The sequence below is a fragment of the Streptomyces sp. So13.3 genome, from assembly GCF_005860785.2.
GTDB lineage: Bacteria > Actinomycetota > Actinomycetes > Streptomycetales > Streptomycetaceae > Actinacidiphila > Actinacidiphila fildesensis.
The window spans coordinates 3,253,086-3,276,604 of record NZ_CP048835.1 but is presented as its reverse complement, the minus strand read 5'-3'; the positions used below and the strand labels follow the sequence as shown (position 1 = coordinate 3,276,604).

The following is a 23,519-nucleotide window of genomic DNA, read 5'->3' as shown; positions in this document are numbered from 1 at the left end:
GCTAGGGGACGGATGGCAGCCACGTCAGATCGCCCACCAAATCGTGGTGTCCGCGGGGATGACGGCGTTCGCTCCGTCCGCGGTGAAACCGGCTCCGGCGAGCAGCGCGCGGCCGGGCGCCGGGATCGTGACGGGGGTTCCGCCGACGTTCGCGGTGCAGACGAACGAACCCTCGGCGCTGTCCCGGCGGAACGCCAGCACACCCGACGGCGCCGCCAGCCAGGTCACCTCGGAACCCGCGCCCAGGGCGGGGTGTTCGCGGCGGACGGCCAGCGCCTCGCGGTAGAACTCCAGCGTCGAGGCGGGGTCGCCCTCCTGGGCCTCGACGCTGAGGCCGGCCCAGGCGTCGGGCTGCGGCAGCCAGCTGGGGCCGCCCTCGACCGGGCCGAAGCCGTACGGCGCCGTCGTGCCCGACCACGGCAGCGGTACGCGGCAGCCGTCACGGGTCCCGTCCTGGCCGGCGTTGCGGAAGAACGCCGGGTCCTGGCGCACCTCGTCCGGCAGGTCGGTGACCTCGGGCAGGCCCAGCTCCTCGCCTTGGTACAGGTAGGCGGAGCCGGGCAGCGCCAGCATCAGCAGGGTCGCGGCCCGCGCCCGGCGCAGACCGAGCGCCTGGTCGCCGTCGGCGAAGCGGGTGGAGTGCCGCACCACGTCGTGGTTGGACAGCACCCAGGTGGCGGGCGCGCCGACCGAACCCATCGCGGCCAGCGAGGTGTCGATGACCCGGCGCAGCGCGGCGGCGTCCCAACCGGACGTCAGGTACTCGAAGTTGAACGCCTGGTGCAGCTCGTCGGGGCGCAGGTACAGGGCGCTGCGCTCGACCGTCGGCGTCCACGCCTCGGCGACGGCGATCCGGTCGCCCGCGTACTCGTCCAGGATCTTGCGCCAGCTGCGGTAGATCTCGTGCACGCCGTCCTGGTCGAAGTACGGCATCGACGCGGTGCCCAGCAGCTTCAGCTGCTCGTGGGAGCCGATGTCGGGCAGGCCCGCGGCCTTGACCATGCCGTGGGCGACGTCGATCCGGAAGCCGTCGATGCCCAGGTCCAGCCAGAACCGCAGGATCGAGCGGAACTCGTCGTGCACGGCCGGGTGGTCCCAGTTGAAGTCCGGCTGCTCGGGGGCGAACAGGTGCAGGTACCAGTCGCCGGGGGCGCCGTCAGCGTTTACGGTCCGCGTCCAGGCCGGTCCGCCGAAAATGGACTCCCAGTCGTTTGGCGGGAGTTCACCACTGGCACCCTTGCCGGGGCGGAAGTGGAAGCGCTCGCGGATCGGCGAACCGGGGCCCTCGCGCAGCGCCTGCTTGAACCACTCGTGCTGGTCGGAGCAGTGGTTGGGGACCACGTCCACGATGACCCGCAGATCCAGCGCGTGGGCGGCCCGCACCAGGTCGTCGGCGTCCGTCAGGGTGCCGAACATCGGGTCGACGGCTCGGTAGTCCGCCACGTCGTAGCCGCCGTCGGCCTGCGGGGAGGCGTAGAACGGCGACAGCCACACGGCGTCCACCCCGAGCGACCGGAGGTAGGGCAGCCGGGCGGTGATCCCGGGCAGGTCGCCCATCCCGTCGCCGTTGCCGTCGGCGAAGCTGCGCGGGTAGACCTGGTAGATCACCGCGTCACGCCACCAGTCTCTGCGCCCGGCGTCGGCGGCGTTGTCGGCGGCGGAGCGGGGCGCGTCGGTGAGGTGCTGGCTCATGGATTCCCTTTATGTGTGCGGGGAACGACAGGTGGCGTGGGTGTGCGCGTTGCCGCTGGACGGATCAGGACTTGGCGGCGCCGGCGGTGAGGCCGGAGACCAGGTGGCGCTGGACCAGGAAGAAGACGAGGGCGGCCGGGATGGCGATGATCACCGCGGCGGCGGTCAGCGAACCCCAGTCCGCGCGCTGGTCGGTGGCGAGGGTGCGGATGCCGGCCGCCAGCGTGAAGTTCTCGTTGGTGCTCATGAACTGGCTCGCGTAGGCGACCTCGCCCCAGGCGGTCAGGAAGCTGTAGAAGGCGGTGACGGCCAGTCCCGGCCGGGCCAGCGGCAGGATCAGCCGCCAGAACGTGCCGAACGGGGTGAGCCCGTCGATCCGGCCCGCCTCGTCGATCTCGTGCGGGATGGTGTCGAAGTACCCCTTGAGCATCCAGGCGCAGAACGGCACCGAGATCGTGCAGTAGGTGACGATCAGACCGAGGTAGCTGTCGAGGAGGCCGAGGGTGCCGAGCAGGTTGTACAGCGGCACGATCAGCACGGCCATCGGGAACATCTGCGTCGTCAGGAAGGTCCACATCAGCTGCTTGTGGCCGGGGAACTTCATCCGCGAGATGGCGTAGCCGGCGCTCGCCGACAGCATGACGCCCAGCACGGTCGTCGCGGCCGCGACGATCACCGAGTTGAGGAACCACTTCGGGAAGTTGGTGTGCAGGATGTTCCGGTAGTTCTGCAGGCTCAGGTGGTCGAGGACGCCGCCCGGGTCCGTCCACGCGTTCTTCGGGCCGAAGGAGATGAACGCGATCCACAGCGCCGGGAAGATGGCGATCGCGCTGGCGACCATGAGCGTGGTGTGCAGGGCGACCGAGGCGCCGCGGCCGCGTTCGCCGCGCTGGCGGCCCGGACGGCGGGCGGGCTTCGCGGCGGAGCGGGCCGGGTCGGCGCTTCCCGTGGTGCCGGTGTGGGCTGTTGCACTCATCGTCATGGCTCCTTACGCCTGCTCGGTCTTGGCCTGGTAGCGGCGGTAGAAGGTGGAGAAGACCAGCAGGATGGCGAGGATGACCATGCCGTACGACGCGGCCCCGGAGTAGTCGGACACCCCGGTGAACGCCTTGCGGTAGGCGTAGGTCACGAGGATGTCGGTGTCCCCGCTGTTGTTCTGGCCCAGCAGCAGGAAGATGATCGGGAACATGTTGAAGGTCCAGATCACCCCGAGCAGGATCACGGTGTTGCTGACCGGGCGCAGGCCCGGCAGCGTGATGTTCAGGAACCGCTGCCAGGGGGAGGCGCCGTCCATCTCGGCGGCCTCGTAGAGCTCCTGGGGAACCGACTGCATGCCGCCGAGCAGGGCGACCATCATGAAGGGTACGCCCGCCCAGACGTTGACCATGATGACGGCGACCTTCTGGGCGAAGGGGGTGCCCAGCCAGTCCTGGGCCGGCAGTCCGACCTGCGTGATCATCGAGTTGAACACGCCGTACTGCGAGTTGAGCATCAGCCGCCAGGCGAAGACGCTGACGAAGGCCGGGATGGCCCACGGCAGGATCAGTGACAGCCGGTAGAAGAGCCGGAACCGCACCGGGCGGTTGAGCAGCAGCGCCATCCCCATGCCGATGGCGTAGGTGAAGGCGACGCAGGTCACCGTCCAGGTGACGGTCCAGATGAGCCGGGGGTAGAAGTCACCGTCCTGGCCGGAGATGATCTTCCAGTAGTTGTCGAAGCCCACGATGTCGTACGACGCCGGGATGTGGACGGGGCCGATGTTCTTGGCGACCGTCATCTCGTTGGCGTTGGTGAACGACAGATAGGCGCCGTAACCCAGCGGGTACAGCACCAGGACGCCGATCACGATGACCACCGGGGCGACCATGGCCCAGGCGTACCAGTGCTTGTCCCACGACCGCTTGAAAGACGTCATGAGGCCGGCGCGCGGGGCCGTGCCGCGCGATTGCCTGTCAATGGTTGCGGTGGTCATCACTCATCGGCTCTTTCCACGATTACGGATGATGGTGCGAGTGGTGTCGCGGCCCCGGAGCGCCCCTCGGAACGGGGCGGGCGGGGTGGCTCGTTCCCCGGGGCCGCGCGTCCGGCCCGGCCCGGACGGCCGGGCGCGTGGGCCCCGGCCCTCCCAGGAGGAGGACAGGGGCCCCGGCCGACCGGACCGGAGTCTGGTGCCGCTGGGCTACTTGGTGAAGCCCGGCAGGAGCGTGGCGAACTCGGAGGCCGCCGCGTCCAGTCCGGCCTGGACCGAGACCTGGCCCTGCAGGATCTTCACGTACTGCTGCTGGAGCGGGGTGAAGAGGCTGCCGACCTGGGCGAGTGCCACCCGCGGGCGGGCGGTGTCCATGATGCTCTTGAAGCCGGCGATCTTCGGGTCGGCGGTCACCGCGGGGGTGTAGGCCGAGGTGCGGGTCGGCAGGGTGCCGGTCTTGGTCGCGATCGTGACCTGGCTGGCCGAGGAGGTCATGAACTCGGTGAACAGGTAGCTGGCGTCCAGGTTCTTGGAACCCTGGTAGACCGCGAGGTCGTGACCGCCGGTCGGCGCCTGCGGCTTGCCGGTGGAGCCGGCCGGGACCGGGGCGTAGCCGAGGTTCGACTCCTTGCCCTTGAAGGCCGAGCCGCTGATGTCGTCACTGACCGACCAGGGGCCCTGGATCAGCATGGCGACCTTGCCGTTCTTGAACGAGGTCTGCATGTTGTCGTAGGCGCTGGCGAAGTCGACCTTCGCCGAGGAGGTGTCGTAGATCTCCTTGGCCTTGGTGACCGCCTTGACGGCCTCCGGCGAGTTGATCGTGATCTTCTTGGCGGCCGCGTCGGCGAGGTCGGTGCCCTCGCCGAAGAGCAGCGGCATCAGGAAGTACGTGTCCGGGTTGACGTAGGTGCCGGTGACCCCGGTCTTGTCCTTGATCGTCTTCGAGACGGAGATGAACTCGTCCCACGTGGTCGGCGGCTTGGTGATGCCGGCCTTGGCGAAGAGCTCCTTGTTGTACAGCAGGCCCAGGGTGTCGGTGACCGACGGGACCCCGTAGGTCTTGCCCTCGTACTTGGTGGTGTTGAGCGGGCCCTGCGTGAAGTCGCCGGTGTCCTTGAGGGCGGCGGTGCCGTCCAGCGGGGCGATGTAGTGGTTGGAGGCGTACTCCGGGATCAGGCCGACATCGGCCCGGACCACGTCGGGGGCGCCCTTGCCGCTCTGCGCCGCCGTCTTGAACTTGTTCTCCACGTCGGAGAACGGGACGTTGACGTACTTGACCTTGATCTTCGGGTACTTCGCCATGAAGTCCTTGATCAGGCTCTGGTAGACAGGCGCCTCGTTGGTGGCGTCCGAGGTGTCCCAGTACGTGATGTCCCCGGAAACTCCGGCCGGGTCCTTCGCCGCGTCCCCGGTGCTCTTGTTGTCGCTGCTGCCGCCACAGGCGGTGGCTCCGAGAACGATGGCCGCGGCCATCGCCACGGCGGATATGCCGCGTCGCATACCTGTCTCCTTGGTGAGGGTAAAACCCGGTTCACCCTGGAGTGGGTGATGCGCGCCGCTTGTGCTGTGCGGCTGCTCGGGCTGGGCAGGAACGTAACAGCGATGTAAGACCTTGCGAAAGAGCCTGCAAGAAAGTTTCCGCAGGGTCTGCCGAATGTGACATCCCCGTTACCTGCGGATGTCCGGTGCAGGCCCAGGGCCTGAAGAAGTCCGTTGCAAGGTCTTGCTGCAAGGAGCGGGCAGCGATAGCGTCCGCAGCGCCCGGCGGTGCTGCCGGGCGGCCGCGGGACTCGGCGCGTAGTGCCCCGGCACGAGCTTTCCGTATCGAGGAGACCCGCCCGTGTCCGTACCCGCACGCATACGACGTGTGGCAGCGACGGTGGTGTCGGCGCTGCTGCTGGCCACCGTGCCGGCCGCCGTGCCCGCCCTGGCCGCCGCGCCACCCGCCCCGCCGTCCGACGCGGCGCTCGCCGCCCAGCCGGCCCGCCACGACCTCACGCGTGAGCAGTTCTACTTCGTCCTGCCGGACCGCTTCGCCAACGGCGACACCCGCAACGACACCGGCGGGCTCACCGGCTCCCGGCTGGTCACCGGCTACGACCCCACCGACAAGGGCTTCTACCAGGGCGGCGACCTCAAGGGCCTGACCGGGAAGCTCGACTACATCAAGGGGCTCGGCACAACCGCCATCTGGATGGCGCCGATCTTCAAGAACCAGCCCGTGCAGGGCACCGGTAAGGACGCGTCGGCCGGCTACCACGGCTACTGGATCACCGACTTCACCCAGGTCGACCCGCACTTCGGGACCAACGACGACCTGAAGAAGCTCATCGCCGCCGCCCACGCCAAGGGCATGAAGATCTTCTTCGATGTCATCACCAACCACACCGCCGACGTCGTGGACTACAAGGAGAAGGCGTACTCCTACCTCTCCAAGGGCGCGTTCCCGTACCTGAGCAAGGACGGCACGCCCTTCGACGACTCCGACCACGCCACGGCCGCAGCGGGCAAGGACTTCCCGGCGGTCGACGCCGACTCCTTCCCGCGGACCCCCGTCGTGGCGCCGGAGAAGAAGAACCTCAAGGTGCCGGCCTGGCTCAACGACCCGGCGATGTACCACAACCGTGGCGACTCCACCTACGCCGGGGAGAGCACCGACCAGGGCGACTTCTCCGGCCTCGACGACCTGTGGACCGAACGTCCCGAGGTCGTCCAGGGCATGGCGAAGATCTACGAGAAGTGGGTCAAGGACTTCGCGATCGACGGCTTCCGGATCGACACCGTCAAACACGTCGACCTGCCGTTCTGGACCCAGTGGGCCACCGCGCTGGACACGTACGCCGCCCAGCACGGCCGGAAGAACTTCTTCATGTTCGGCGAGGTCTACTCCGCCGACACGGCGATCACCTCGCCCTACGTCACCCAGGGCCGGCTCGACGCGACCCTGGACTTCCCGTTCCAGGACGCCGCCCGCTCCTACGCCTCCCAGGGCGGCTCCGCGGCCAAGCTGTCCGGCCTGTTCGCGCAGGACTACCGGTACACCACCGACAAGGCCAACGCCTACGAGTCGGTGACGTTCCTCGGCAACCACGACATGGGCCGGATCGGGACGTTCCTGAAGCAGGACAACCCCGGCGCCACCGACGCGGAGCTGGTGCGGCGGGACCAGCTCGCCAACGAGCTGATGTTCCTCAGCCGCGGCAACCCCGTCGTCTACTACGGCGACGAGCAGGGCTTCACCGGGGCCGGCGGCGACAAGGACGCCCGGCAGACCATGTTCGCCTCCCAGGTCGCCGACTACCTCGACGACGACGAGCTGGGCACCGACCGCACCCACGCCAGCGACGCCTACGACACCGCGGCGCCGCTGTACCGGACGATCGCCGCGCTCTCGAAGCTGACCAAGGAGAACCCGGCGCTGCGCGACGGCGTGCAGACCGAGCGGTACGCGGCCGACGGCGCGGGCGTGTACGCGTACTCCCGTACGGACCCGAAGGCGCGGACCGAGTACCTGGTCGCGGTGAACAACGCGGCCGAGGCGAAGACCGTGGCGGTGCCGACCGGCGCGGCCGGGGCGGACCTCCGCGCGCTCTACGGCGCCACCGGCACCCTGCACAGCGGCGGCGACAGCAAGGTCACCGTGACCGTCCCCGCGCTGTCCACCGTCGTCTACAAGGCGGACAAGCCACTCGGCGCCCCGGCCACCCGGCCGTCGATCGCGCTGCGGGCCCCCGCCGCCGGCGCGACCGGCACCGTAGAGATCTCCGCCGGCGTGACCGGCGGGCAGCTCGACCGGGTGGTCTTCGCCGCCCAGGTCGGCAACGCCAAGTGGCAGGTGCTCGGCTCCGCCGACCACGCGCCCTACACCGTCACCAAGGCGCTCGACGCGGCCGTCCCCGCCGGGACCGCCCTGCGCTACAAGGCGGTGGTCACCGACTCCGCAGGCCACATCAGCAGCGCGACCGCCGCCACCACCAGCGGCGCACCGGTCCGGCCGACGCCGCCCAGCGCCGTCTCCCGCGACTACGCGGTCGTGCACTACCAGCGCACCGACGGCGACTACACCGACTGGGGCCTGTACACCTGGGGCGACATCGCCGACGGCGAGGGCACCACCTGGCCGGGCGGCAAGCCCTTCTCCGGGCGCGACGCCTACGGCGCCTTCGCCTACGTCAAGCTCAAGCCGGGCGCGTCCAGCGTCGGCTTCATCGCCGTCGACAAGAACGGCGTCAAGGACACCGACGCGGACCGGTCCGTCGACCTCACGAAGACCGGCGAGGTGTGGATCAAGCAGGGCAGCACCGAGGTGCTGAACGCGCCGCCCACGGGCGCCTACCCGCCGCAGGACACCACCAAGGCCGTCCTGCACTACCAGCGCGCCGACGGCGACTACGCCCACTGGGGCCTGCACACCTGGACCGGCGCCGCCACGCCCACCGACTGGACCAAGCCGCTCCAGCCGACCCGGATCGACGCCTATGGTGCCGTGTACGAGGTGCCGCTCGCCCCGGGTGCCACCTCGCTGAGCTACATCCTTCACAACGGCGACGCCAAGGACCTGCCCTCCGACCAGTCCCTGGACCTCGCCTCCAGCGGGCATGAGGTGTGGCTGTTGGCCGGCACGCAGAAGTACCTGCTCCCGCAGCCCAAGGGCACGGGCGGAGACCTCGACCTGAGCAAGGCGCAGGCGCAGTGGATCGACCGCGACACCGTCGCCTGGCACACCGACGCGAGCGCCTCCGCCAGCCAGCAGCTCGTCTACGCCCCCGACGGCGGCATCACCGTCAAGGACGGCGCCCTGTCCGACGAGGGCCACTGGCTGCGGCTGTCACCGGTCGCCGGCGGCCTGACCGCCGCCCAGAAGGCGAAGTACCCGCAGCTCAAGGAGTACGCGGCCTTCACCGTCGACCCACGCGACCGGGACCGGATCGGTGCCGCGCTGCCCGGCCAGCTCATCGCCACCCAGCGCGCCGCGAACGGGGCGCTGCTCGCCGCCACCGGTGTGCAGACGCAGGGGGTGCTCGACGACCTGTACGCCGCGAAGGCGCAGCGCGCGGCGCTCGGCCCGGTCTTCGACCACGGCCGGCCCGCCCTGTCGGTCTGGGCGCCCACCGCGCACAGCGTCGCGGTGGAGATCGACGGCAGGACCGTCCCCATGCGGCGCGACGCCGGCAGCGGCGTCTGGTCGGTGACCGGCGGCCGCGACTGGACGGGCAAGCCGTACCGGTACGCGGTCACCGTCTGGGCGCCGAGCGTCCAGAAGCTGGTCACCAACCTGGTGACCGACCCGTACTCGGTCGCCCTGACCGCCGACTCCGCCCGCAGCCTCCTCGTCGACCTGGCCGACCCGAAGCTCGCCCCCAAGGGCTGGCAGCGGCAGGCCAAACCGGCGGCGGTGCCGCTGGCCCAGGCGCAGATCCAGGAGCTGCACATCCGTGACTTCTCGGTCGCGGACACCACCGTCCCGGCCGCGCAGCGCGGCAAGTACACCGCCTTCACGGTTCCCGGTTCGGCGGGCATGACGCATCTGCGCGCGCTGGCGAAGGCCGGCACGGACTATGTGCACCTGCTGCCCGCGTTCGACTTCGCGACCGTCCCGGAGAAGACCGCCGACCAGGCGGTCCCGGACTGCGACCTCGCCTCCTTCCCGGCCGACTCCGAGAAGCAGCAGGAGTGCGTGGCCAAGGCCGCGGCCAAGGACGCCTACAACTGGGGCTACGACCCGTACCACTACACGGTCCCCGAGGGCTCCTACGCCACCGACCCGGACGGCGCCGGCCGCACCACCGAGTTCCGGCAGATGGTGCAGGGCCTGAACAACGCGGGGCTGCGGGTGGTGATGGACGTGGTCTACAACCACACCTCCGCCTCCGGCCAGGCCGACACCTCGGTCCTCGACAAGATCGTGCCCGGCTACTACCAGCGGCTGATGCCGGACGGCTCGGTCGCCAACTCCACCTGCTGCTCCAACACCGCGCCGGAGAACGCGATGATGGGCAAGCTGGTCGTCGACTCCCTCGTCACCTGGGCGAAGGAGTACAAGGTCGACGGCTTCCGCTTCGACCTGATGGGCCACCACCCGAAGGCGAACATCCTCGCCGTCCGCAAGGCGCTGGACGCGCTGACGCTCGCCAAGGACGGCGTCGACGGCAAGAAGATCATCATGTACGGCGAGGGCTGGAACTTCGGCGAGGTCGCCGACAACGCCCGCTTCGAGCAGGCCACCCAGGCCAACATGGCCGGCACCGGCATCGCCACCTTCAGCGACCGGGCCCGCGACGCCGTACGCGGCGGCAGCCCGTTCGACGCCGACCCCGGCGTGCAGGGCTTCGCCAGCGGCCTCTACACCGACCCCAACTCCTCGACCGCCAACGGCACCACCGCCGAGCAGAAGACCCGGCTGCTGCACTACCAGGACCTCATCAAGGTCGGGCTCACCGGCAACCTGAGCGCGTTCACCTTCACCGACTCCGCAGGCAAGCAGGTGCACGGCTCCGAGGTCGACTACAACGGCCGGCCCGCCGGATACGCGGCGGCACCGGGCGACGCCCTCGCCTACGTCGACGCGCACGACAACGAATCGCTGTACGACGCCCTCGCCTTCAAGCTCCCGGCCGCCACGACGGCCGCCGACCGGGCCAGGATGCAGGTGCTCGCCGAATCGACCGCCATGCTCTCCCAGGGCCCGGCGCTCTACCAGGCGGGCAGCGACCTGCTGCGCTCCAAGTCCCTGGACCGCAACTCCTTCGACTCCGGTGACTGGTTCAACGCCATCCACTGGGACTGCGCCACCGGCAACGGCTTCGGCCGCGGCCTCCCGCCGGCCGCCGACAACCAGTCCAAGTGGCCGTTCGCCAAGCCGCTGCTCACCTCACCCGCGCTGCACCCCGGCTGCGCCGAGATCACCGGCGCCTCCGCCGCCTACCAGGACCTGCTCAGGATCCGCTCCACGGAACCGGCCTTCGCCCTGACCTCAGCGGCCCAGGTCCAGGACCGGCTCTCCTTCCCGCTGTCGGGCCAGGACGAGACCCCGGGTGTCATCACGATGCGCCTCGGCGACCTGGTCGTCGTCTTCAACGCCACGACCACCGCCCGGACCCAGCGAGTCCCCGCCCTCACCGGCACCCCCTACGCCCTCCACCCGATCCAGTCCACCGGCTCCGACCCGATCGTCAGAACCGCCACCTACGACAGAACCACCGGAACCTTCACGATCCCGGCCCGCACGGTCGCGATCTACACGAAGCGATAACCGCGCGGAACGACGGACAGGGCCCGCCTCCCACCCGGGGGGCGGGTCTCGTCAGTCGACGAGCCGTTTCTCCAGGAGGGTTACCGCGTACCTGCTGCCCTTGCCACCGTCCTTGAGGGGTTGTTCGCCGGTCACGGTGTAGCCCGCGGACTCGTAGTACGCGCGCAGGCGGGGGTTGGTCGAGACGCAGTCCAGGCGGCTCAGGGTGCGGCCGGTTCGGGTGATGCGGTGTTCAGCGTGGGTGAGCATCGCGCGGCCGAGGTTCGGCGGGGCGGTGGCGCGGTCGGTCATCAGGCGGTGGATGTAGCCCGCGACCGGGGGCTGCGGGCCCCAGGCGGGCTCGTCGTCCCACCACAGTTCCCAGCCGCCGACCGGGGCGGCGGCGCCGGTGTCGGCGAGCCAGACCTCGCCCTCCTTCATACGGAGCAGGAAGTGGTCCTCGCTCTTCTGGCCGGGCTTCCACTGGTCGATGCCGTGCCGCTGCATCCAGCGGGCGGCGCCGTCGTACAGGGCGACGAGGGCGGGTACGTCGTCCTCGGTGGCCTGCCGGAAGATCACACCGTCTCGTTGAAGATCGCTCATGGCCGCCATTCTCACCCGGAGCCCCCGGCCCGGAACCGGCCACCCCCGAGGGGACGTCCAGGGGATCATGAACGCCATATCCGTCACGATCCGTGACGCCGATCCCGGTGACCTGGACAGCATCGCCGACGTGCACCGCAGGGCCCGCGCCACGTACTACGAGGGGCACCTCCCCGAGGAGGCGTACAACGGCCCCGACGAACTGCGCCGCTGCCGGGAAGGCACCGAGCGCGCGATCGGGTCGGCCGACCGCAAGGTGCTCTGTGTGCTGCGCGAGGACCGGGTGGTCGCCTTCGCGGTGCTCGGCTTCCGGCCCGGCGAGGAGAAGCTCTTCCAGTTCCACGTCGACCCGGAGCTCTGGCGGGCGGGCCTCGGCAGCGCCCTGCACCGGGCGTGCGTCACGGCCTGGCAGGACGCCGCCGTGACCGCCGCCCGGCTGGAGGTCTTCGAGCCCAACCAGCGGGCCCAGGCGTTCTACGCCCGCCAGGGCTGGGCCGAGGACAGCCACGTGGACGACCACGTCACGATGTCCCTGGCCGTCCCCAGCCGCTGAGTCGCTACCCCAGCGCGTCCAGGGTCCTGCCGGTCGTCAGCCGGCCCGTCAGCTTGGCGTTCGCGCCGCGTTCCGCGCGGACGGCGAGCAGCGGGCCGTCCGCGCTCGCGCGGACGCCGCCGGTGGCCGAGACCTTGGTGACCTCGCGGCTGCCGGCCGCGAGCAGGAACCAGTGGCCGGCCGGGGACTTCCACATGACGCCGGCCAGCACGTGCTGGCCGAACCGGCTGCACGCGTTGGTGTCCTCGGCCTGTGCGGCCACCGCCGCGAGAGCGGTCGGCGACGAGCCGGGGGGCTGGAACTGCACCATCGCCTGCCCGGCGCCGCGCCAGGTGTCCGTCCGCGTGCACACCCACGACGCGGGTGCGCCGCCCTCGGGCAACCGCTGCTCGGCGAACTCCCAGTTGTTGACGGCCCGTACGCCCTGGCCGCGCAGCGCCCCGAGCCGGCACGCGCTGTGCGCCCAGTTCAGCAGGGCCTGCGACCCGGTGGCCTCGCGCGGCTGCCGGGCCGGGGCGGACGTGCCGCCCGGCGGCGGGGTGTACGTGAGATGGACCGGGGTCAGATCGCCCAGGTCCGTCAGCAGGAACGAGTGCTGTTCGACGATCTTCGCCGAGGAGCGGAACTGCAGCACCGGCCACGCCGTCCCGCACTGGCCCGCAGGGGCGCCCGCGCCCGGAGTGCGGACGGGGTCGGTGACGCCATCGGCCGCGACGTGCAGGGGTTGTCCGGCACGGTTGGGCTGGAGCAGGTCGCGGGTCTGCGCGTCGTCGACCCAGGGGGCGGTCAGGAAGCGGGTGTTGCCGTCGACGCGGCCGACGACGACGGCCGCACCGGTGGTGACGTCCGCGTCGTCCACCCGCGCGAAGTCCAGCGCGGCGAAGCCCTTGCCGTCCTGCGGCTCCGCGTACCGGACGATCCGCATCCCGTCGTAGAGCACGACCACGGCCGCCTCGCCCACATCGCCCGCGTACAGCAGCTGCGGGGGCTGGGCGGGCAGGCCGCGCGAGGTGCCGGGGGTCGCCGAGACCTGCACCCGCTCCCCGGGCCGCGACCACACGGCGAGGGCGCGGCGCAGCAGGTCGGTGTCGTCCTTCCGGCCGCCCCGGGCCGGCCACGCGGTGAAGTCCATCCGTGCCGTGTGCTCCCACAGCGCGGTGTCGGCCCGTACCAGCGCCGACGACTCCAGCGGGCTCGCGGATCCGGCGGGCGTCCCGGAGGCGTACGAACCGGGGTCGCCGTCGTCGGAGCCGGCCAGCGGCAGCAGCACCGCCGCGACCACCACGGCCGCGACCGCGAGGCCCGCGGCCCGCATGTGCTGCCGGCGGCGCAGCAGATCGGTCGGCCGCGCCTGCACCGTGCAGGGATCGAACTCGCCCCCGCCGAGCAGCGCCCGGACCGGCTCGCCGCCCTCACCGGCGGCCGCGGCCGCCTCGGCGACAGCGGTGCGGGGATCCGCGACGCCCGCCGCGGCCAGCACCTGCCGCACCTCGCGTTCGGCCAGCCCCTCCAGGGCGCTCAGCGCGAACGCGGCACGGGCGGGACTGCCGAGCGCGGAGAGCGAACGGTCCAGGGCGAGTTCGTCCGTACCGCCCGCCTTGGGGTGCAGCCGCAGCCCCCACACATGTGGCAACGGCAGCCAGCCGCGCGCCTCGTGGGCCCGCTTCCGCCACCCGTCCTCCGCGCCGTGCGCCACCGCCCCGCGCAGCACCTCCTGGCGCACCAGCGCGTACGCCGGATCGGGCGGGCCACCGCGCGGGCCGCCCGCGTCCGCGGCGACCGGGTCGGGCGCGCGCCGCCCGCGCGGCAGCGCCCGCTGCACGAGGGTGTGCGCGGCCAGCACCCTGCGGTGCCGGCCGAGAGCGGCCGGCAGCGTCAGATACGCCAGCCGCACCAGGTGCGGATAGTTCTCGACGATCGAGGCCTCGGCCTCCTCGACCTCGACCTCCACGGGTCCGGCCGCTGTCGCTTCCGATGTGTCCACACGCCGTCAAACGAGTGAATGGTGCGATGGTCACTCAATGCGCCGCGCGCCGCGTCCCCCACAGCGCGACGTCCGATTCCCGCCGGATCCCGGCCGCGTCCGGAGCGATCGTCGACCCATGACCATCACCCACGGGACCACGGCCTTCCGCACCTTCGCCATCGACCCGGCCCTGCTCACCCGCCTGCGGGACACCGACGACGCGGGCCGGGCGCCCGAGCTGAGCACCGACGAGGAGGGCGGCGCCCCGCTGCGCTGCTGCCTGCGGCACGCGGCGCCCGGCGACCGGATCGCGCTGCTCTCGTACGCTCCGCTGCGTCACTGGGCGGCGGAGACCGGCGCGAACCCGGGCCCGTACGTGGAACTGGGGCCGGTGTTCGTGCACGCCGACGCCGACGGCTGCCCCGGCCCGCCGTCCGACGCCGGCTACCCGCCGGCGATGCACGGCACCCAGCGGGTCTTCCGCGCCTACAGCGCCGACGGCCGCATCCTGGGCGGGCGCCTCGTCCGGATCGGCCACGACGAGGCGGCGGCGGGCGCCGCGGACGCGGAGCTGGCCGCGATGTTCACCGACCCGGAGGTCGCCCTCGTGCACGTCCGCGCAGTGGGATTCGGCTGCTTCCTGTTCGCGGTGCGCCGCGCGGGGTGAATCCCCGGACGTGTAAAGGTGCGGGCGCGTGCCAGGCGTCGTGGGCCAGGCGGGACTTTCGCAATACGCCCTAGTGGCCCGCGGTGAGCTTGACGAGTACGACGGCCGCGCCGATCGCCGTGTCCAGCGTGCCGGCGACCAGCGCGGCCACCATGCCGCCGCCCATCCGGACACCGGCGAGGAAGCCCCAGGCGAAGAGCCCGACGACATCGACCGTTGCGGCGGCGACCAGGGCGGTGTGCAGGGCCATCGCCCCGGTCGCGGACACGCCGATCAGGATCAGCGGGCCGGCTGCGCTGAGCAGCAACGGGCTGCTGACGTAGAGCAGTCGGCGGAACTCCGGCCAGGTGGTGGAGCGGTGGTGGACGGCCCGGTGCCCCTGGTCGTCCGCGACGAGGGTGGCCAGCCACAGGCCGAGCGAGGTGGCGGCGACGGACACGGCCGCGTCGCCCGCCGCCAGGTCGTCGACCATGGTGAGGCCGACGACGACGGCGATCATGGTGATCGTCGCGTAGATCCGTTCCTTGAGCCGTTCCGCCATGGTCTCGGTGACGTCCTCGGCAGGGACTCCGGGGGGAGGTGTCTCGTGCATCCGGTCAGTCGAGCACGGCGGCGGCCGCCCGCGGGGCGGCGCCGCGCAAGGAACTCAGGACGGGTCCGGCCCAGGAACGGCCGGGCTCAGGAACGGTCCGGCTCAGGAACGGTCCAGGTAGGCCAGCACGGCCAGCACCCGGCGGTTGTCGTCGTCGGACAGCGGCAGGTCGAGCTTGGCGAAGATGTTGGACGTGTGCTTGGCGACGGCCCGTTCGGTCACCACCAGCCGCTCCGCGATCGCGACATTGGACCGGCCCTCGGCCATCAGACCCATCACTTCGCTCTCGCGCGGCGTCAGCTGTCCCAACGGCTCATTGCGTACATTGCGGGCCAGCAGCTGCGAGATCACCTGCGGATCCATCGCCGTACCGCCGCCGGCCACCCGCCGCACCGCGTCGATGAACTGGTCCGCGTCGAACACCCGGTCCTTCAGCAGATAGCCGACCCCGCCGCTGCCGTCGGCCAGCAACTCCCGGGCGTACAGCTGCTCCACATGCTGGGAGAGCACGAGCACCGGAAGGCCGGGGATCTCGCGCCGGGCGTACAGCGCCGCCTGCAGTCCCTCGTCGGTGAACGACGGCGGCAGCCGCACATCCACCACCGCTACGTCCGGCCGCAACTCCACCAGGGCGCGCTGCAGTTCCGGCCCGTTGTCGACCGCGGCGGCGATCTCGAAGTCGTACGCCTCCAGCAGCCGGACCAGTCCGTCGCGCAGCAGGAAGAGGTCTTCGGCGAGGACGACGCGCACGGCAACTCCAGGGTGGCGGGGGGCGGGACGGTGCTGGGCCCCGCCGCGCTGTCGGCGGGGCCCTCCCGGCGCAGCCAGCGCTGATGGGATACGGCCACCGTAGCGGCCACCTCTGACAACCGGTCCGAGCGGGCGGATCCCACCCCGCCCCTTCACACCCGTCACACCACCTCGCACCCGTCCCGTACGCGACAGTGAATCTTCATCCAGCTCTTCATCCCGCCTCACACGGCTGTCACACCGCTACTCCACAGTGAGGGGCATGTCCGTCCCGCCACCGTCCGCCTCCGACCAGAGTCCGGTGTCCGCGGCGAACGAGGCGATCCGCCGCTTCGTCCGGGAGCGTTCCAACGTGGCCTGGACCCGGGCCGAGCTGGCGGAACTCGACCGGCTCCGCCGCGCCTGGCGCCGAGCCGGATGCGGCGACCGGACCGGCGACCGGACCGGCGACCGGACCGGAGACCGCAGCGGCCCCTGACCCGATACGGGGTCGGAGGCCACTCGCGACGTGAGGTCAACGGTCCGGCGCTAGCGCACCTGGTTCGCCGCCGGGGCGGCCGGCGCGCACGGGAGTTCCATCGTCACCATGGTCGGGCCGCCCACCGGGCTGTTCACGGCCAGGACCCCGTCGAACGCGCCGAGCCGGCGTTCGATGCCCTGCAGACCGGTGCCGCGGGAGACATCGGCGCCGCCGCTGCCGTCGTCGGTGACCGAGACCCGGAGCATGCCGTCCTCGTGCCGCAGATCGATCCAGATGCGCTCGGCGCCCGAGTGCTTGGCGGCGTTGGTGAGGAGCTCGGAGACGGTGAAGTAGGCGGCCGACTCCACCGGCGCCTCGAAGCGGCCGGCCAGGTCGACGTTGACGTCGGTCGGGATCGGGCCGCGCAGCGCCAGCGCCCTGACGGCGTCGCCGAGTCCGCGCTCCGCGAGGACCGGCGGGTGGATGCCGCGCACCAGGTCACGCAGTTCGGTGAGGGCGTCGGCGGAGGACTGGCGGGCCTCGGAGAGGATCTTCCGGGCCTTCTCCGGGTTCTGCTCGAGGAGGTGCTCGACGATGCCGAGGTTCATGCCCATGGCGACGAGCCGGGCCTGGGCGCCGTCGTGCAGGTCCCGTTCGATGCGCCGGAGCTCGGCGGCGGAGCTGTCGACCGCGTCGGAGCGGGTCTCCGCCAGCCGGGCCACCCGCCGCTTGAGCGCCTCCTCCTGTGCCGCCGGGGTGGGGGCGAGGAAGGCCCGGGTGAGCAGGGCGTGGCGGTGCAGCAGCGTCGGGGAGAAGCGCAGACCGAGCAGGATCCAGACGGTGCCGAGCAGGGCGGCGAGGACGGCCGTCGTCTGGTCGGAGACCGGGATGAACGCGTACCAGTACGTCCCGCCCGCCGTCACGATCGGCCGCCACACGGAGGCGGCGAGCACCCAGCCGAAGGCGCCCTCCAGGAACAGCCCGGCCGTGAGGTACGCGAGGATCGCGCCCGCCGTCATGTCGACCAGCAGCCACTGCAGGTCACGCCAGGTGGCGGGGTCGGTCAGCACCCACTCCAGCCGCCGCCAGCTGCCGGCGATCCCCGGCCGGAACTCCGGTGCGGGGCGGTACGGGCGGGCGATCTCGACACCCGACCAGCGCAGCGCCAGCTCCCGGCGGTGGTCGGCCCGGTCGCGCACCCTGGCGATCATCCACGGGGTGGTGAAGATGCCGACGCCGAGGCTGATGAAGGCGATCGACAGCACGGCGAACACGAAGAGGACGATCGACTCGACGAGGCCCAGTACTGCCAGGGCGAGCCCCCTGATACCTGCGAGTCCCGCGTTGCGGATGTTCATGGCCGCCCTCCCCGTTCGGTCCACCGTCTGCGTCGCCATCTTGGCACCACCCAGTCTGCCGACGGCGTCCGCGCAGGTCACTGGCGGTGGCCCCCCAGGGGGGTGTACCTGGCGCCACCATCGCGACCGGGGGTCTGGACGGCTGGGGCCGGCAGCGCCGAATTCCTACCTTCAAGGGGTCGGAAAAATCTACTGAATCCTTGGGGGAGCGACGAGATGAAGGACAATCTCGCGGCACGGCTCGGTGCGTGGAGCGCCGGTCACCGCAAGACGGCGATCATCGGCTGGCTGCTGTTCGTGGTGGTGGCCTCGGTCATCGGCGGCATGGTCGGTACGACGCAGATGAAGTCGTACGAGAACGGCGCCGGCGATTCGGCCGCCGCCGACCGGATCCTGGCGGAGCACGGCCTGGAGCACCCAGCCGGGGAGATGGTCCTGGTCCGCTCCGAGGGCCCGGGACAGTGGAAGGCGGCGGCGAAAGCGGTCGCCGAAGGGGTCGGCGCCACCGGCGAGGTCGGGACCGTGCAGGCGGCGCTGCCGTCCCAGGACGGCCGTTCCGCGCTGATCCGCTTCGAGATGAAGGGCAAGCAGGAGGACGCGGGCGACCGCGTGCAGCCGGTGCTCGACGCCGTGCAGAAGGTCCGCGACGGCCATCAGGACGTCCTGATCGACGAGTTCGGGGACGCCAGCGCCGGCAAGTGGCTCGGCGACGTCATCACCAAGGACTTCGCGAAGGCCGAGTGGACGGCCGTACCGCTCGCGCTCGGCATCCTGCTGGTCGCCTTCGGCGCCCTGGTCGCCGCGCTGCTGCCGGTCGGGCTCGCGGTCACCGCGTTCATCGGGGCCGGCGGCCTGCTGGCGCTCGGCAGCCACAAGCTGCACATCTTCGAATCCACCAGCTCCGTGATGCTGCTGATGGGCCTGGCCGTCGGCGTCGACTACTGCCTGTTCTACCTGCGCCGCGAGCGGGACGAGCGGGCCACGGGACACGACGCCGAGACCGCGCTGCGGATCGCCGCGGCCACCAGCGGCCGGGCGGTACTGGTCTCCGGGCTGACGGTCATGGTCGCGATGGCGGGCATGTTCCTGTCCGGCCTGCTGCTCTTCAAGGGCTTCGCGATGGCGACGATCCTCGTCGTGTTCACCGCGATGCTCGGCTCGGTGACGGTACTGCCCGCCCTGCTGTCACTGCTCGGCGACCGGGTCGAGCGGGGCCGGCTGCCGCGCTTCGGCCGCGCGTCCCGGGCCCGCCGTGCCCACAGGAGCCGGCATCCCGCGGGCCGTATCTCCGGCGCCGTGCTGCGGCCCGTCATCGCCCGGCCCAAGATCTTCGCGGTGCTGGGCGCCGGAGTGCTGCTGGCGCTGGCCGTCCCCGCGCTGGGGATGCACACCGAGTCGCTGGGCATGGACAAGCAACTGCCGGCCGACGCCCCGCTGCGCACCGCCTTCGAGCAGATCACCACGGACTTCCCCGGCGGTCCCGCACCGGCCAGGATCGTCGTGCAGGCCCCGGACATCGAGGCGCCCGGCGTCAAGGCCGCGATCGCCGGCTTCACGGCGAAGGCCGCCGCGTCGGACGAGTTCGGCAAGGGCGTCACCACCGCGGTCCACGCGGAGCAGGACATCGCGGTGATCGAGGTGCCGCTCGCGGGGAACGGCAGCGACGCCGTCTCCGAGCACGCCCTGGCCACCCTGCGCGACGACCTGGTGCCGCACACCCTGGGCCCGGTCGCCGAGCACGCCTACGTCACGGGTGATCTGGCCGGTTCCGTCGACTTCAACGGCCAGCTGAAGAGCGGCATCGTCCCGGTCTTCGTCTTCATCATGGGCGTGACGTTCCTGCTGATGCTGTTCAGCTTCCGCTCGGTGACGGTGGCGGTCACCTCCATCCTCCTCAACCTGCTGTCGGTGGGCGCCGCGTTCGGTGTCATGACCGCGGTCTTCCAGCACGGCTGGGGCGCGTCCCTGGTCGGCACGGAATCGGTGGGCGCGATCGAGGGCTGGATGCCGCTGTTCGTCCTGGTGGTCCTGTTCGGCCTGTCGATGGACTACCACGTGTTCGTCGTGTCCCGGATCCGCGAGGCCCGCGACCGGGGGATGAGCACCACCGAGGCGGTCCGCGACGGGGTGCGCTCCACGGCGGGCGCGGTCACCAGCGCCGCCGCGATCATGGTCGCGATCTTCGCGGTCTTCGCCACGCTGTCGATGCAGGACATGAAGCAGATGGGCGTCGGCCTGGCCGTGGCGGTGTTCCTGGACGCCACCGTGGTGCGGGTGCTGTTGCTCCCGTCGGTGATGGTCCTGCTCGGCGAGCGCAACTGGTACCTGCCGCGGTGGCTGGGCCGGCTGCCGAAGATGTCCCATGGCGAGGAGGCCGTCCCGGCCCCGCCCGCCCGGGACGCGTACGCCGCGGGCGCGCCCACCGGCGTCCGCTGAGCACCACCGGCGACAGCACAACGGCTGAGGGGCCCGTCGACTCGACGGGCCCCTCAGCCGTTGTCATGCAGCGGTGAAAGCTCAGACCTGGCCGGCCTTCTCCAGCGCGGTGCAGCAGGTCTCGACGATGAGGCGGGTCACGACGTACGGGTCGACGTTCGCGTTCGGACGCCGGTCCTCGATGTAGCCCTTCTGCTCGACCTCGACCTGCCACGGGATGCGGACCGAGGCGCCGCGGTCGGAGACGCCGTAGCTGTACTCGTTCCACGGGGCGGTCTCGTGCAGACCGGTCAGGCGCTCGTCGATGCCGGCGCCGTAGTTCTTGACGTGGTCGAGCGGCTTGCTGCCCTCACCGAGGGACTCGCAGGCGGTGATGATCGCCTCGTAGCCCTCGCGCATGGCCTTGGTGGAGAAGTTGGTGTGCGCGCCCGCGCCGTTCCAGTCGCCCTTGACCGGCTTCGGGTCGAGGGTGGCGGAGACGTTGAAGTCCTCGGCGGTGCGGTACAGCAGCCAGCGCGCGATCCACAGCTGGTCGGAGACCTCCAGCGGCGAGACCGGGCCGACCTGGAACTCCCACTGGCCGGGCATGACCTCGGCGTTGATGCCGGAGATCGCCAGGCCCGCGGTGAGACAGTTCTCCAGGTGCTTCTCGACGATGTCGCGGCCGAAGATCTCGTCGGAGCCGACACCGCAGTAGTAGCCGCCCTGCGCGGCGGGGAAGCCGGCGACGGGGAAGCCGAGCGGCCGGGCGCCGTCGAAGAAGGTGTACTCCTGCTCGATGCCGAAGATCGGCTCCTGGCCGGCGAACTGCTCGGCGATCGGGGTGAGCAGCGCACGGGTGTTGCTCTCGTGCGGCGTCATGTCGGTGTTGAGCACCTCGCACATGACGAGGACGTCGGCGCCGCCGCGGATCGGGTCCGGGCAGGAGAACACCGGCTTGAGCACGCGGTCCGATGCGTGACCCACGGCCTGGTTGGTGCTGGAACCGTCGAAGCCCCAGGTCGGGAGCTCGGCGCCGTCGGCCAGGATCCTCGTCTTGGAGCGAAGCTTGGCGGTCGGCGAGGTGCCGTCGATCCAGATGTACTCAGCCTTGTAGGTCACGGGGCGCCATCCTTTAACAAGCCACTGTCTTCGCGGGTGCAGTAGTGCACTGAAACGAGGGGTGTCGGCCGAGCGCCGTTGATCGAGCCGGTGGCAGCATGGCAAGAACGTTTTTCCCGGCTGTGTCCCTTGTGTTAACCCCGTGTGAACGCACCGTTGTGACCTGCGCCCAGACCGAGCAGCACTGCTGCCAGATGCCCGGCGTCGGTGAACGTACGCCCCTCCCGCACCAGGGGTCGCACGACGAGCCCCAGGACGCCGGCCGCCGCCACCGCCCGTGCGGCGCGGTGCGGGAGCGAGGCGGCGGCGGCCCCGAGCACCGCGTTCAGGCCGTAGCTGGCTCCGACGTCCACCGCCGACCGCGTCTCCTTCGAGGCGTCCGTGGCGCGGAGGCCGCCGTATACCAACAGGCTCGCCCCGAGGTGGCCGAACGCGAACACCGCGGCCGTCCGGCGCGATCCCCAGACGGTCTCGGCCCCGCCGAGAATGCCCAACAGTATTGCCCCGTGCGCCGGATCGAGGGGCTCTTCCACGAGAAACGCGCTGGTCAGAAGGGTGTGCCAGCGACCGGCCCGCAGGTTGTCGACATTGGTGGAGTGCGCGCGCAGCACCGCCTGGCGGTCCGCCTCCGGCAACGGGCGCAGCGCGTACGCCCCGGACTGCACGGCGGCCACATAGGCCGAGGACGCCCAAGGCGCCCTGCGGGCGAGGGCGAGCGGCCGGGCGCCGGGGCGGCCTCCAGAGGTTCCGAGGCGGCGTCCGGGGAGATCAAAGGTGGGCATCGGTCCATCATCACTGAGTACGCTGCCGACATGCCGCACATAGCCGTGGACTACTCCGCCACCCTCACCGACACCTTCGACCGCCAGGGCTTCGCACAGGCCCTGCACCCGCTGGTCGCCAAGATCGCGGACGCGCAGGTGTCCGGCTGCAAGACCCGCTTCCGCCCGCTGGACGAGATCGTCATCTCGGACGGCGGGACCGCCGAGGCGATGATCCACATCCAGGTCGCGCTGCTGGACGGCCGCACCCCCGAGACGAAGCTGGAGCTGAGCACCGCGGTGCTCGCCCTCGCCCGCGAGCACACCGCCGCGACGCCCGGCCTGACCGTCCACAGCTCCGTCGAGATCCGTGACCTCGACCGCGCGAGCTACCAGCGGCACTCCTCATGACGTTCCGCGTCGGCCTGCTCGGCACCGGCCCCTGGGCGGAGATCGCCCACGCGCCCGCCCTGAGCGGCCACCCCGGGGTCGAGTTCACCGGCGTATGGGGCCGCAGGCCGGAGGCCGCGGCTGACCTGGCGGCGCGCTTCGACACCCGCGCCTATGACGACGTGGACGCCCTGATCGCGGACGTGGACGCCGTCGCGATCGCGCTGCCCCCGGACGTCCAGGCCCCGCTGGCCGCCCGCGCCGCCGCGGCCGGCCGCCATCTGCTGCTCGACAAGCCGCTCGCGGCGACCGTCGGTGAAGCACGCGCGGTCGTCGAGGCCGCCGAGGCGTCCGGCGTCGCGTCCGTCGTCTTCTTCACCGTCCGCTTCGACCGGACGACGGGGGAGTGGGTCGACGAGCAGGCCGCCGCGGGCGGCTGGTTCACCGGCCGCGCCGACTGGCTCGGCTCGGTCTTCGCCGGCGGCGACAGCCCGTTCGCGGCCTCCCCGTGGCGCCGCGAGAAGGGCGCGCTGTGGGACGTCGGACCGCATGCCCTGTCCGTGCTCCTGCCGGTGTTCGGCGACGTCACCGATGTCGCGGCCGTCAGCGGCAGCGGCGACACCGTCCATCTGGCGCTGCGCCACGCGGGCGGGGCGGCCAGCACCGCCACCCTCAGCCTGACCGCACCGGAACCGGCCGCCGGAGTCACCGTCGAACTGCGCGGTGAGCGCGGTGTGCTCACGCTCCCCGAACTCGGCGAGGGAGCGGTGGAGGCGCTGCACCACGCCATCGACGCCCTGATCACCGCCGCCCGCACCGGACAACCGCACCCCTGCGACGCGCGCTTCGCGCTGCGCGTCACCGAGACGCTCGCCGCGGTGGAGGAAGCCCTCGCCAAGCGCTGACGGACCGGAAGCCGGGCGGGTCGGAGCAACCCGCCCGGCACCGACCTTCGGCCTACGCCCTAGCCGTCCGCCGCCCGCGTGTCTA

At 71.5% G+C, this 23,519-nt stretch carries 18 protein-coding genes; 7 read left to right on the top strand and 11 right to left on the bottom strand.

The features are described from left to right. Positions 1–24: 24 nt before the first annotated feature. From C8250_RS14865 to C8250_RS14850, 4 genes are all read right to left on the bottom strand, one after another. Complete coding sequence (locus C8250_RS14865) at positions 25–1,692, bottom strand: glycoside hydrolase family 13 protein (RefSeq protein ID WP_138353757.1); 1,668 nt, start codon at positions 1,690–1,692, stop codon at positions 25–27. A 64-nt stretch (positions 1,693–1,756) separates the two neighbouring features. Beyond that, complete coding sequence (locus tag C8250_RS14860) at positions 1,757–2,668, bottom strand: carbohydrate ABC transporter permease (protein WP_138353756.1); 912 nt, start codon at positions 2,666–2,668, stop codon at positions 1,757–1,759. A gap of 12 nt (positions 2,669–2,680) precedes the next feature. Continuing rightward, entirely contained in the window at positions 2,681–3,607 is a 927-nt protein-coding gene (locus C8250_RS14855; RefSeq protein ID WP_232484786.1) for a sugar ABC transporter permease, read from the bottom strand. Between the two features lie 264 nt (positions 3,608–3,871). Beyond that, complete coding sequence (locus tag C8250_RS14850; RefSeq protein ID WP_138353754.1) at positions 3,872–5,161, bottom strand: extracellular solute-binding protein; 1,290 nt, start codon at positions 5,159–5,161, stop codon at positions 3,872–3,874. A gap of 340 nt (positions 5,162–5,501) precedes the next feature. Here C8250_RS14850 and pulA point away from each other — a divergent pair, with 340 nt between their 5' ends. Beyond that, complete coding sequence (gene pulA, locus C8250_RS14845; RefSeq protein ID WP_138353753.1) at positions 5,502–10,913, top strand: pullulanase-type alpha-1,6-glucosidase; 5,412 nt, start codon at positions 5,502–5,504, stop codon at positions 10,911–10,913. A 51-nt stretch (positions 10,914–10,964) separates the two neighbouring features. Here pulA and C8250_RS14840 read toward each other — a convergent pair whose 3' ends face one another. Continuing rightward, complete coding sequence (locus tag C8250_RS14840) at positions 10,965–11,495, bottom strand: GNAT family N-acetyltransferase (RefSeq protein WP_187144843.1); 531 nt, start codon at positions 11,493–11,495, stop codon at positions 10,965–10,967. 67 nt (positions 11,496–11,562) lie between these two features. Here C8250_RS14840 and C8250_RS14835 point away from each other — a divergent pair, with 67 nt between their 5' ends. Continuing rightward, complete coding sequence (locus tag C8250_RS14835; RefSeq protein ID WP_187144842.1) at positions 11,563–12,048, top strand: GNAT family N-acetyltransferase; 486 nt, start codon at positions 11,563–11,565, stop codon at positions 12,046–12,048. Positions 12,049–12,052: 4 nt separating this feature from the next. On the opposite strand, the gene C8250_RS14830 is transcribed toward C8250_RS14835, so the two are convergent. Then, entirely contained in the window at positions 12,053–14,032 is a 1,980-nt protein-coding gene (locus C8250_RS14830; RefSeq protein ID WP_138353750.1) for a hypothetical protein, read from the bottom strand. Between the two features lie 118 nt (positions 14,033–14,150). On the opposite strand from C8250_RS14830, the gene C8250_RS14825 reads away from it, so the two are divergent. Further along, the gene (locus C8250_RS14825; RefSeq protein WP_138353749.1) at positions 14,151–14,681 is read left to right on the top strand and encodes a DUF1203 domain-containing protein; all 531 of its coding nucleotides are present in this window, start codon (positions 14,151–14,153) and stop codon (positions 14,679–14,681) included. 70 nt (positions 14,682–14,751) lie between these two features. Here C8250_RS14825 and C8250_RS14820 read toward each other — a convergent pair whose 3' ends face one another. Beyond that, positions 14,752–15,273, bottom strand: a complete 522-nt coding sequence (locus tag C8250_RS14820; protein WP_138353748.1) for a hypothetical protein — start codon at positions 15,271–15,273, stop codon at positions 14,752–14,754. Positions 15,274–15,375: 102 nt separating this feature from the next. Continuing rightward, complete coding sequence (locus C8250_RS14815; protein ID WP_138353747.1) at positions 15,376–16,023, bottom strand: response regulator transcription factor; 648 nt, start codon at positions 16,021–16,023, stop codon at positions 15,376–15,378. A 262-nt stretch (positions 16,024–16,285) separates the two neighbouring features. Between C8250_RS14815 and C8250_RS14810 the strand changes: the two genes are divergently transcribed. Continuing rightward, on the top strand, positions 16,286–16,501 hold the full coding sequence (locus C8250_RS14810) for a hypothetical protein (RefSeq protein ID WP_138353746.1): 216 nt from the start codon (positions 16,286–16,288) through the stop codon (positions 16,499–16,501). Between the two features lie 50 nt (positions 16,502–16,551). Here the strand turns inward: C8250_RS14810 and C8250_RS14805 are convergent, their stop codons facing one another. Next, complete coding sequence (locus C8250_RS14805) at positions 16,552–17,841, bottom strand: sensor histidine kinase (RefSeq protein ID WP_138353745.1); 1,290 nt, start codon at positions 17,839–17,841, stop codon at positions 16,552–16,554. Positions 17,842–18,057: 216 nt separating this feature from the next. Between C8250_RS14805 and C8250_RS14800 the strand changes: the two genes are divergently transcribed. Beyond that, positions 18,058–20,277: an MMPL family transporter gene (locus C8250_RS14800; protein WP_138353744.1), complete on the top strand. Its 2,220-nt coding sequence runs from the start codon at positions 18,058–18,060 to the stop codon at positions 20,275–20,277. Between the two features lie 81 nt (positions 20,278–20,358). Here C8250_RS14800 and glnII read toward each other — a convergent pair whose 3' ends face one another. Both glnII and C8250_RS14790 read right to left on the bottom strand, forming a co-directional pair. Next, entirely contained in the window at positions 20,359–21,378 is a 1,020-nt protein-coding gene (gene glnII / locus C8250_RS14795; RefSeq protein WP_138353743.1) for a glutamine synthetase, read from the bottom strand. Between the two features lie 134 nt (positions 21,379–21,512). Continuing rightward, on the bottom strand, positions 21,513–22,160 hold the full coding sequence (locus C8250_RS14790; RefSeq protein WP_138353742.1) for a rhomboid family intramembrane serine protease: 648 nt from the start codon (positions 22,158–22,160) through the stop codon (positions 21,513–21,515). A gap of 30 nt (positions 22,161–22,190) precedes the next feature. Here C8250_RS14790 and C8250_RS14785 point away from each other — a divergent pair, with 30 nt between their 5' ends. Beyond that, positions 22,191–22,550: an isomerase gene (locus C8250_RS14785; protein WP_138353741.1), complete on the top strand. Its 360-nt coding sequence runs from the start codon at positions 22,191–22,193 to the stop codon at positions 22,548–22,550. Further along, on the top strand, positions 22,547–23,434 hold the full coding sequence (locus tag C8250_RS14780; protein ID WP_138353740.1) for a Gfo/Idh/MocA family oxidoreductase: 888 nt from the start codon (positions 22,547–22,549) through the stop codon (positions 23,432–23,434). Before C8250_RS14785 ends, C8250_RS14780 begins: the two co-directional genes overlap by 4 nt. Positions 23,435–23,519: the final 85 nt, after the last annotated feature.

Excerpts from the sequence above, each read along its gene's own strand:
- C8250_RS14805 (WP_138353745.1), bottom strand. The coding sequence starts at position 17,841 with ATGAACATCCGCAACGCGGGACTCGCAGGTATCAGGGGGCTCGCCCTG.
- C8250_RS14820 (WP_138353748.1), bottom strand. The coding sequence starts at position 15,273 with ATGCACGAGACACCTCCCCCCGGAGTCCCTGCCGAGGACGTCACCGAG.
- C8250_RS14790 (WP_138353742.1), bottom strand. The coding sequence starts at position 22,160 with ATGCCCACCTTTGATCTCCCCGGACGCCGCCTCGGAACCTCTGGAGGC.
- C8250_RS14800 (WP_138353744.1), top strand. The coding sequence starts at position 18,058 with ATGAAGGACAATCTCGCGGCACGGCTCGGTGCGTGGAGCGCCGGTCAC.
- C8250_RS14785 (WP_138353741.1), top strand. The coding sequence starts at position 22,191 with ATGCCGCACATAGCCGTGGACTACTCCGCCACCCTCACCGACACCTTC.
- C8250_RS14865 (WP_138353757.1), bottom strand. The coding sequence starts at position 1,692 with ATGAGCCAGCACCTCACCGACGCGCCCCGCTCCGCCGCCGACAACGCC.
- C8250_RS14860 (WP_138353756.1), bottom strand. The coding sequence starts at position 2,668 with ATGAGTGCAACAGCCCACACCGGCACCACGGGAAGCGCCGACCCGGCC.
- C8250_RS14780 (WP_138353740.1), top strand. The coding sequence starts at position 22,547 with ATGACGTTCCGCGTCGGCCTGCTCGGCACCGGCCCCTGGGCGGAGATC.
- C8250_RS14850 (WP_138353754.1), bottom strand. The coding sequence starts at position 5,161 with ATGCGACGCGGCATATCCGCCGTGGCGATGGCCGCGGCCATCGTTCTC.
- C8250_RS14855 (WP_232484786.1), bottom strand. The coding sequence starts at position 3,607 with ATGACGTCTTTCAAGCGGTCGTGGGACAAGCACTGGTACGCCTGGGCC.
- C8250_RS14835 (WP_187144842.1), top strand. The coding sequence starts at position 11,563 with ATGAACGCCATATCCGTCACGATCCGTGACGCCGATCCCGGTGACCTG.
- C8250_RS14825 (WP_138353749.1), top strand. The coding sequence starts at position 14,151 with ATGACCATCACCCACGGGACCACGGCCTTCCGCACCTTCGCCATCGAC.
- C8250_RS14810 (WP_138353746.1), top strand. The coding sequence starts at position 16,286 with ATGTCCGTCCCGCCACCGTCCGCCTCCGACCAGAGTCCGGTGTCCGCG.
- C8250_RS14840 (WP_187144843.1), bottom strand. The coding sequence starts at position 11,495 with ATGAGCGATCTTCAACGAGACGGTGTGATCTTCCGGCAGGCCACCGAG.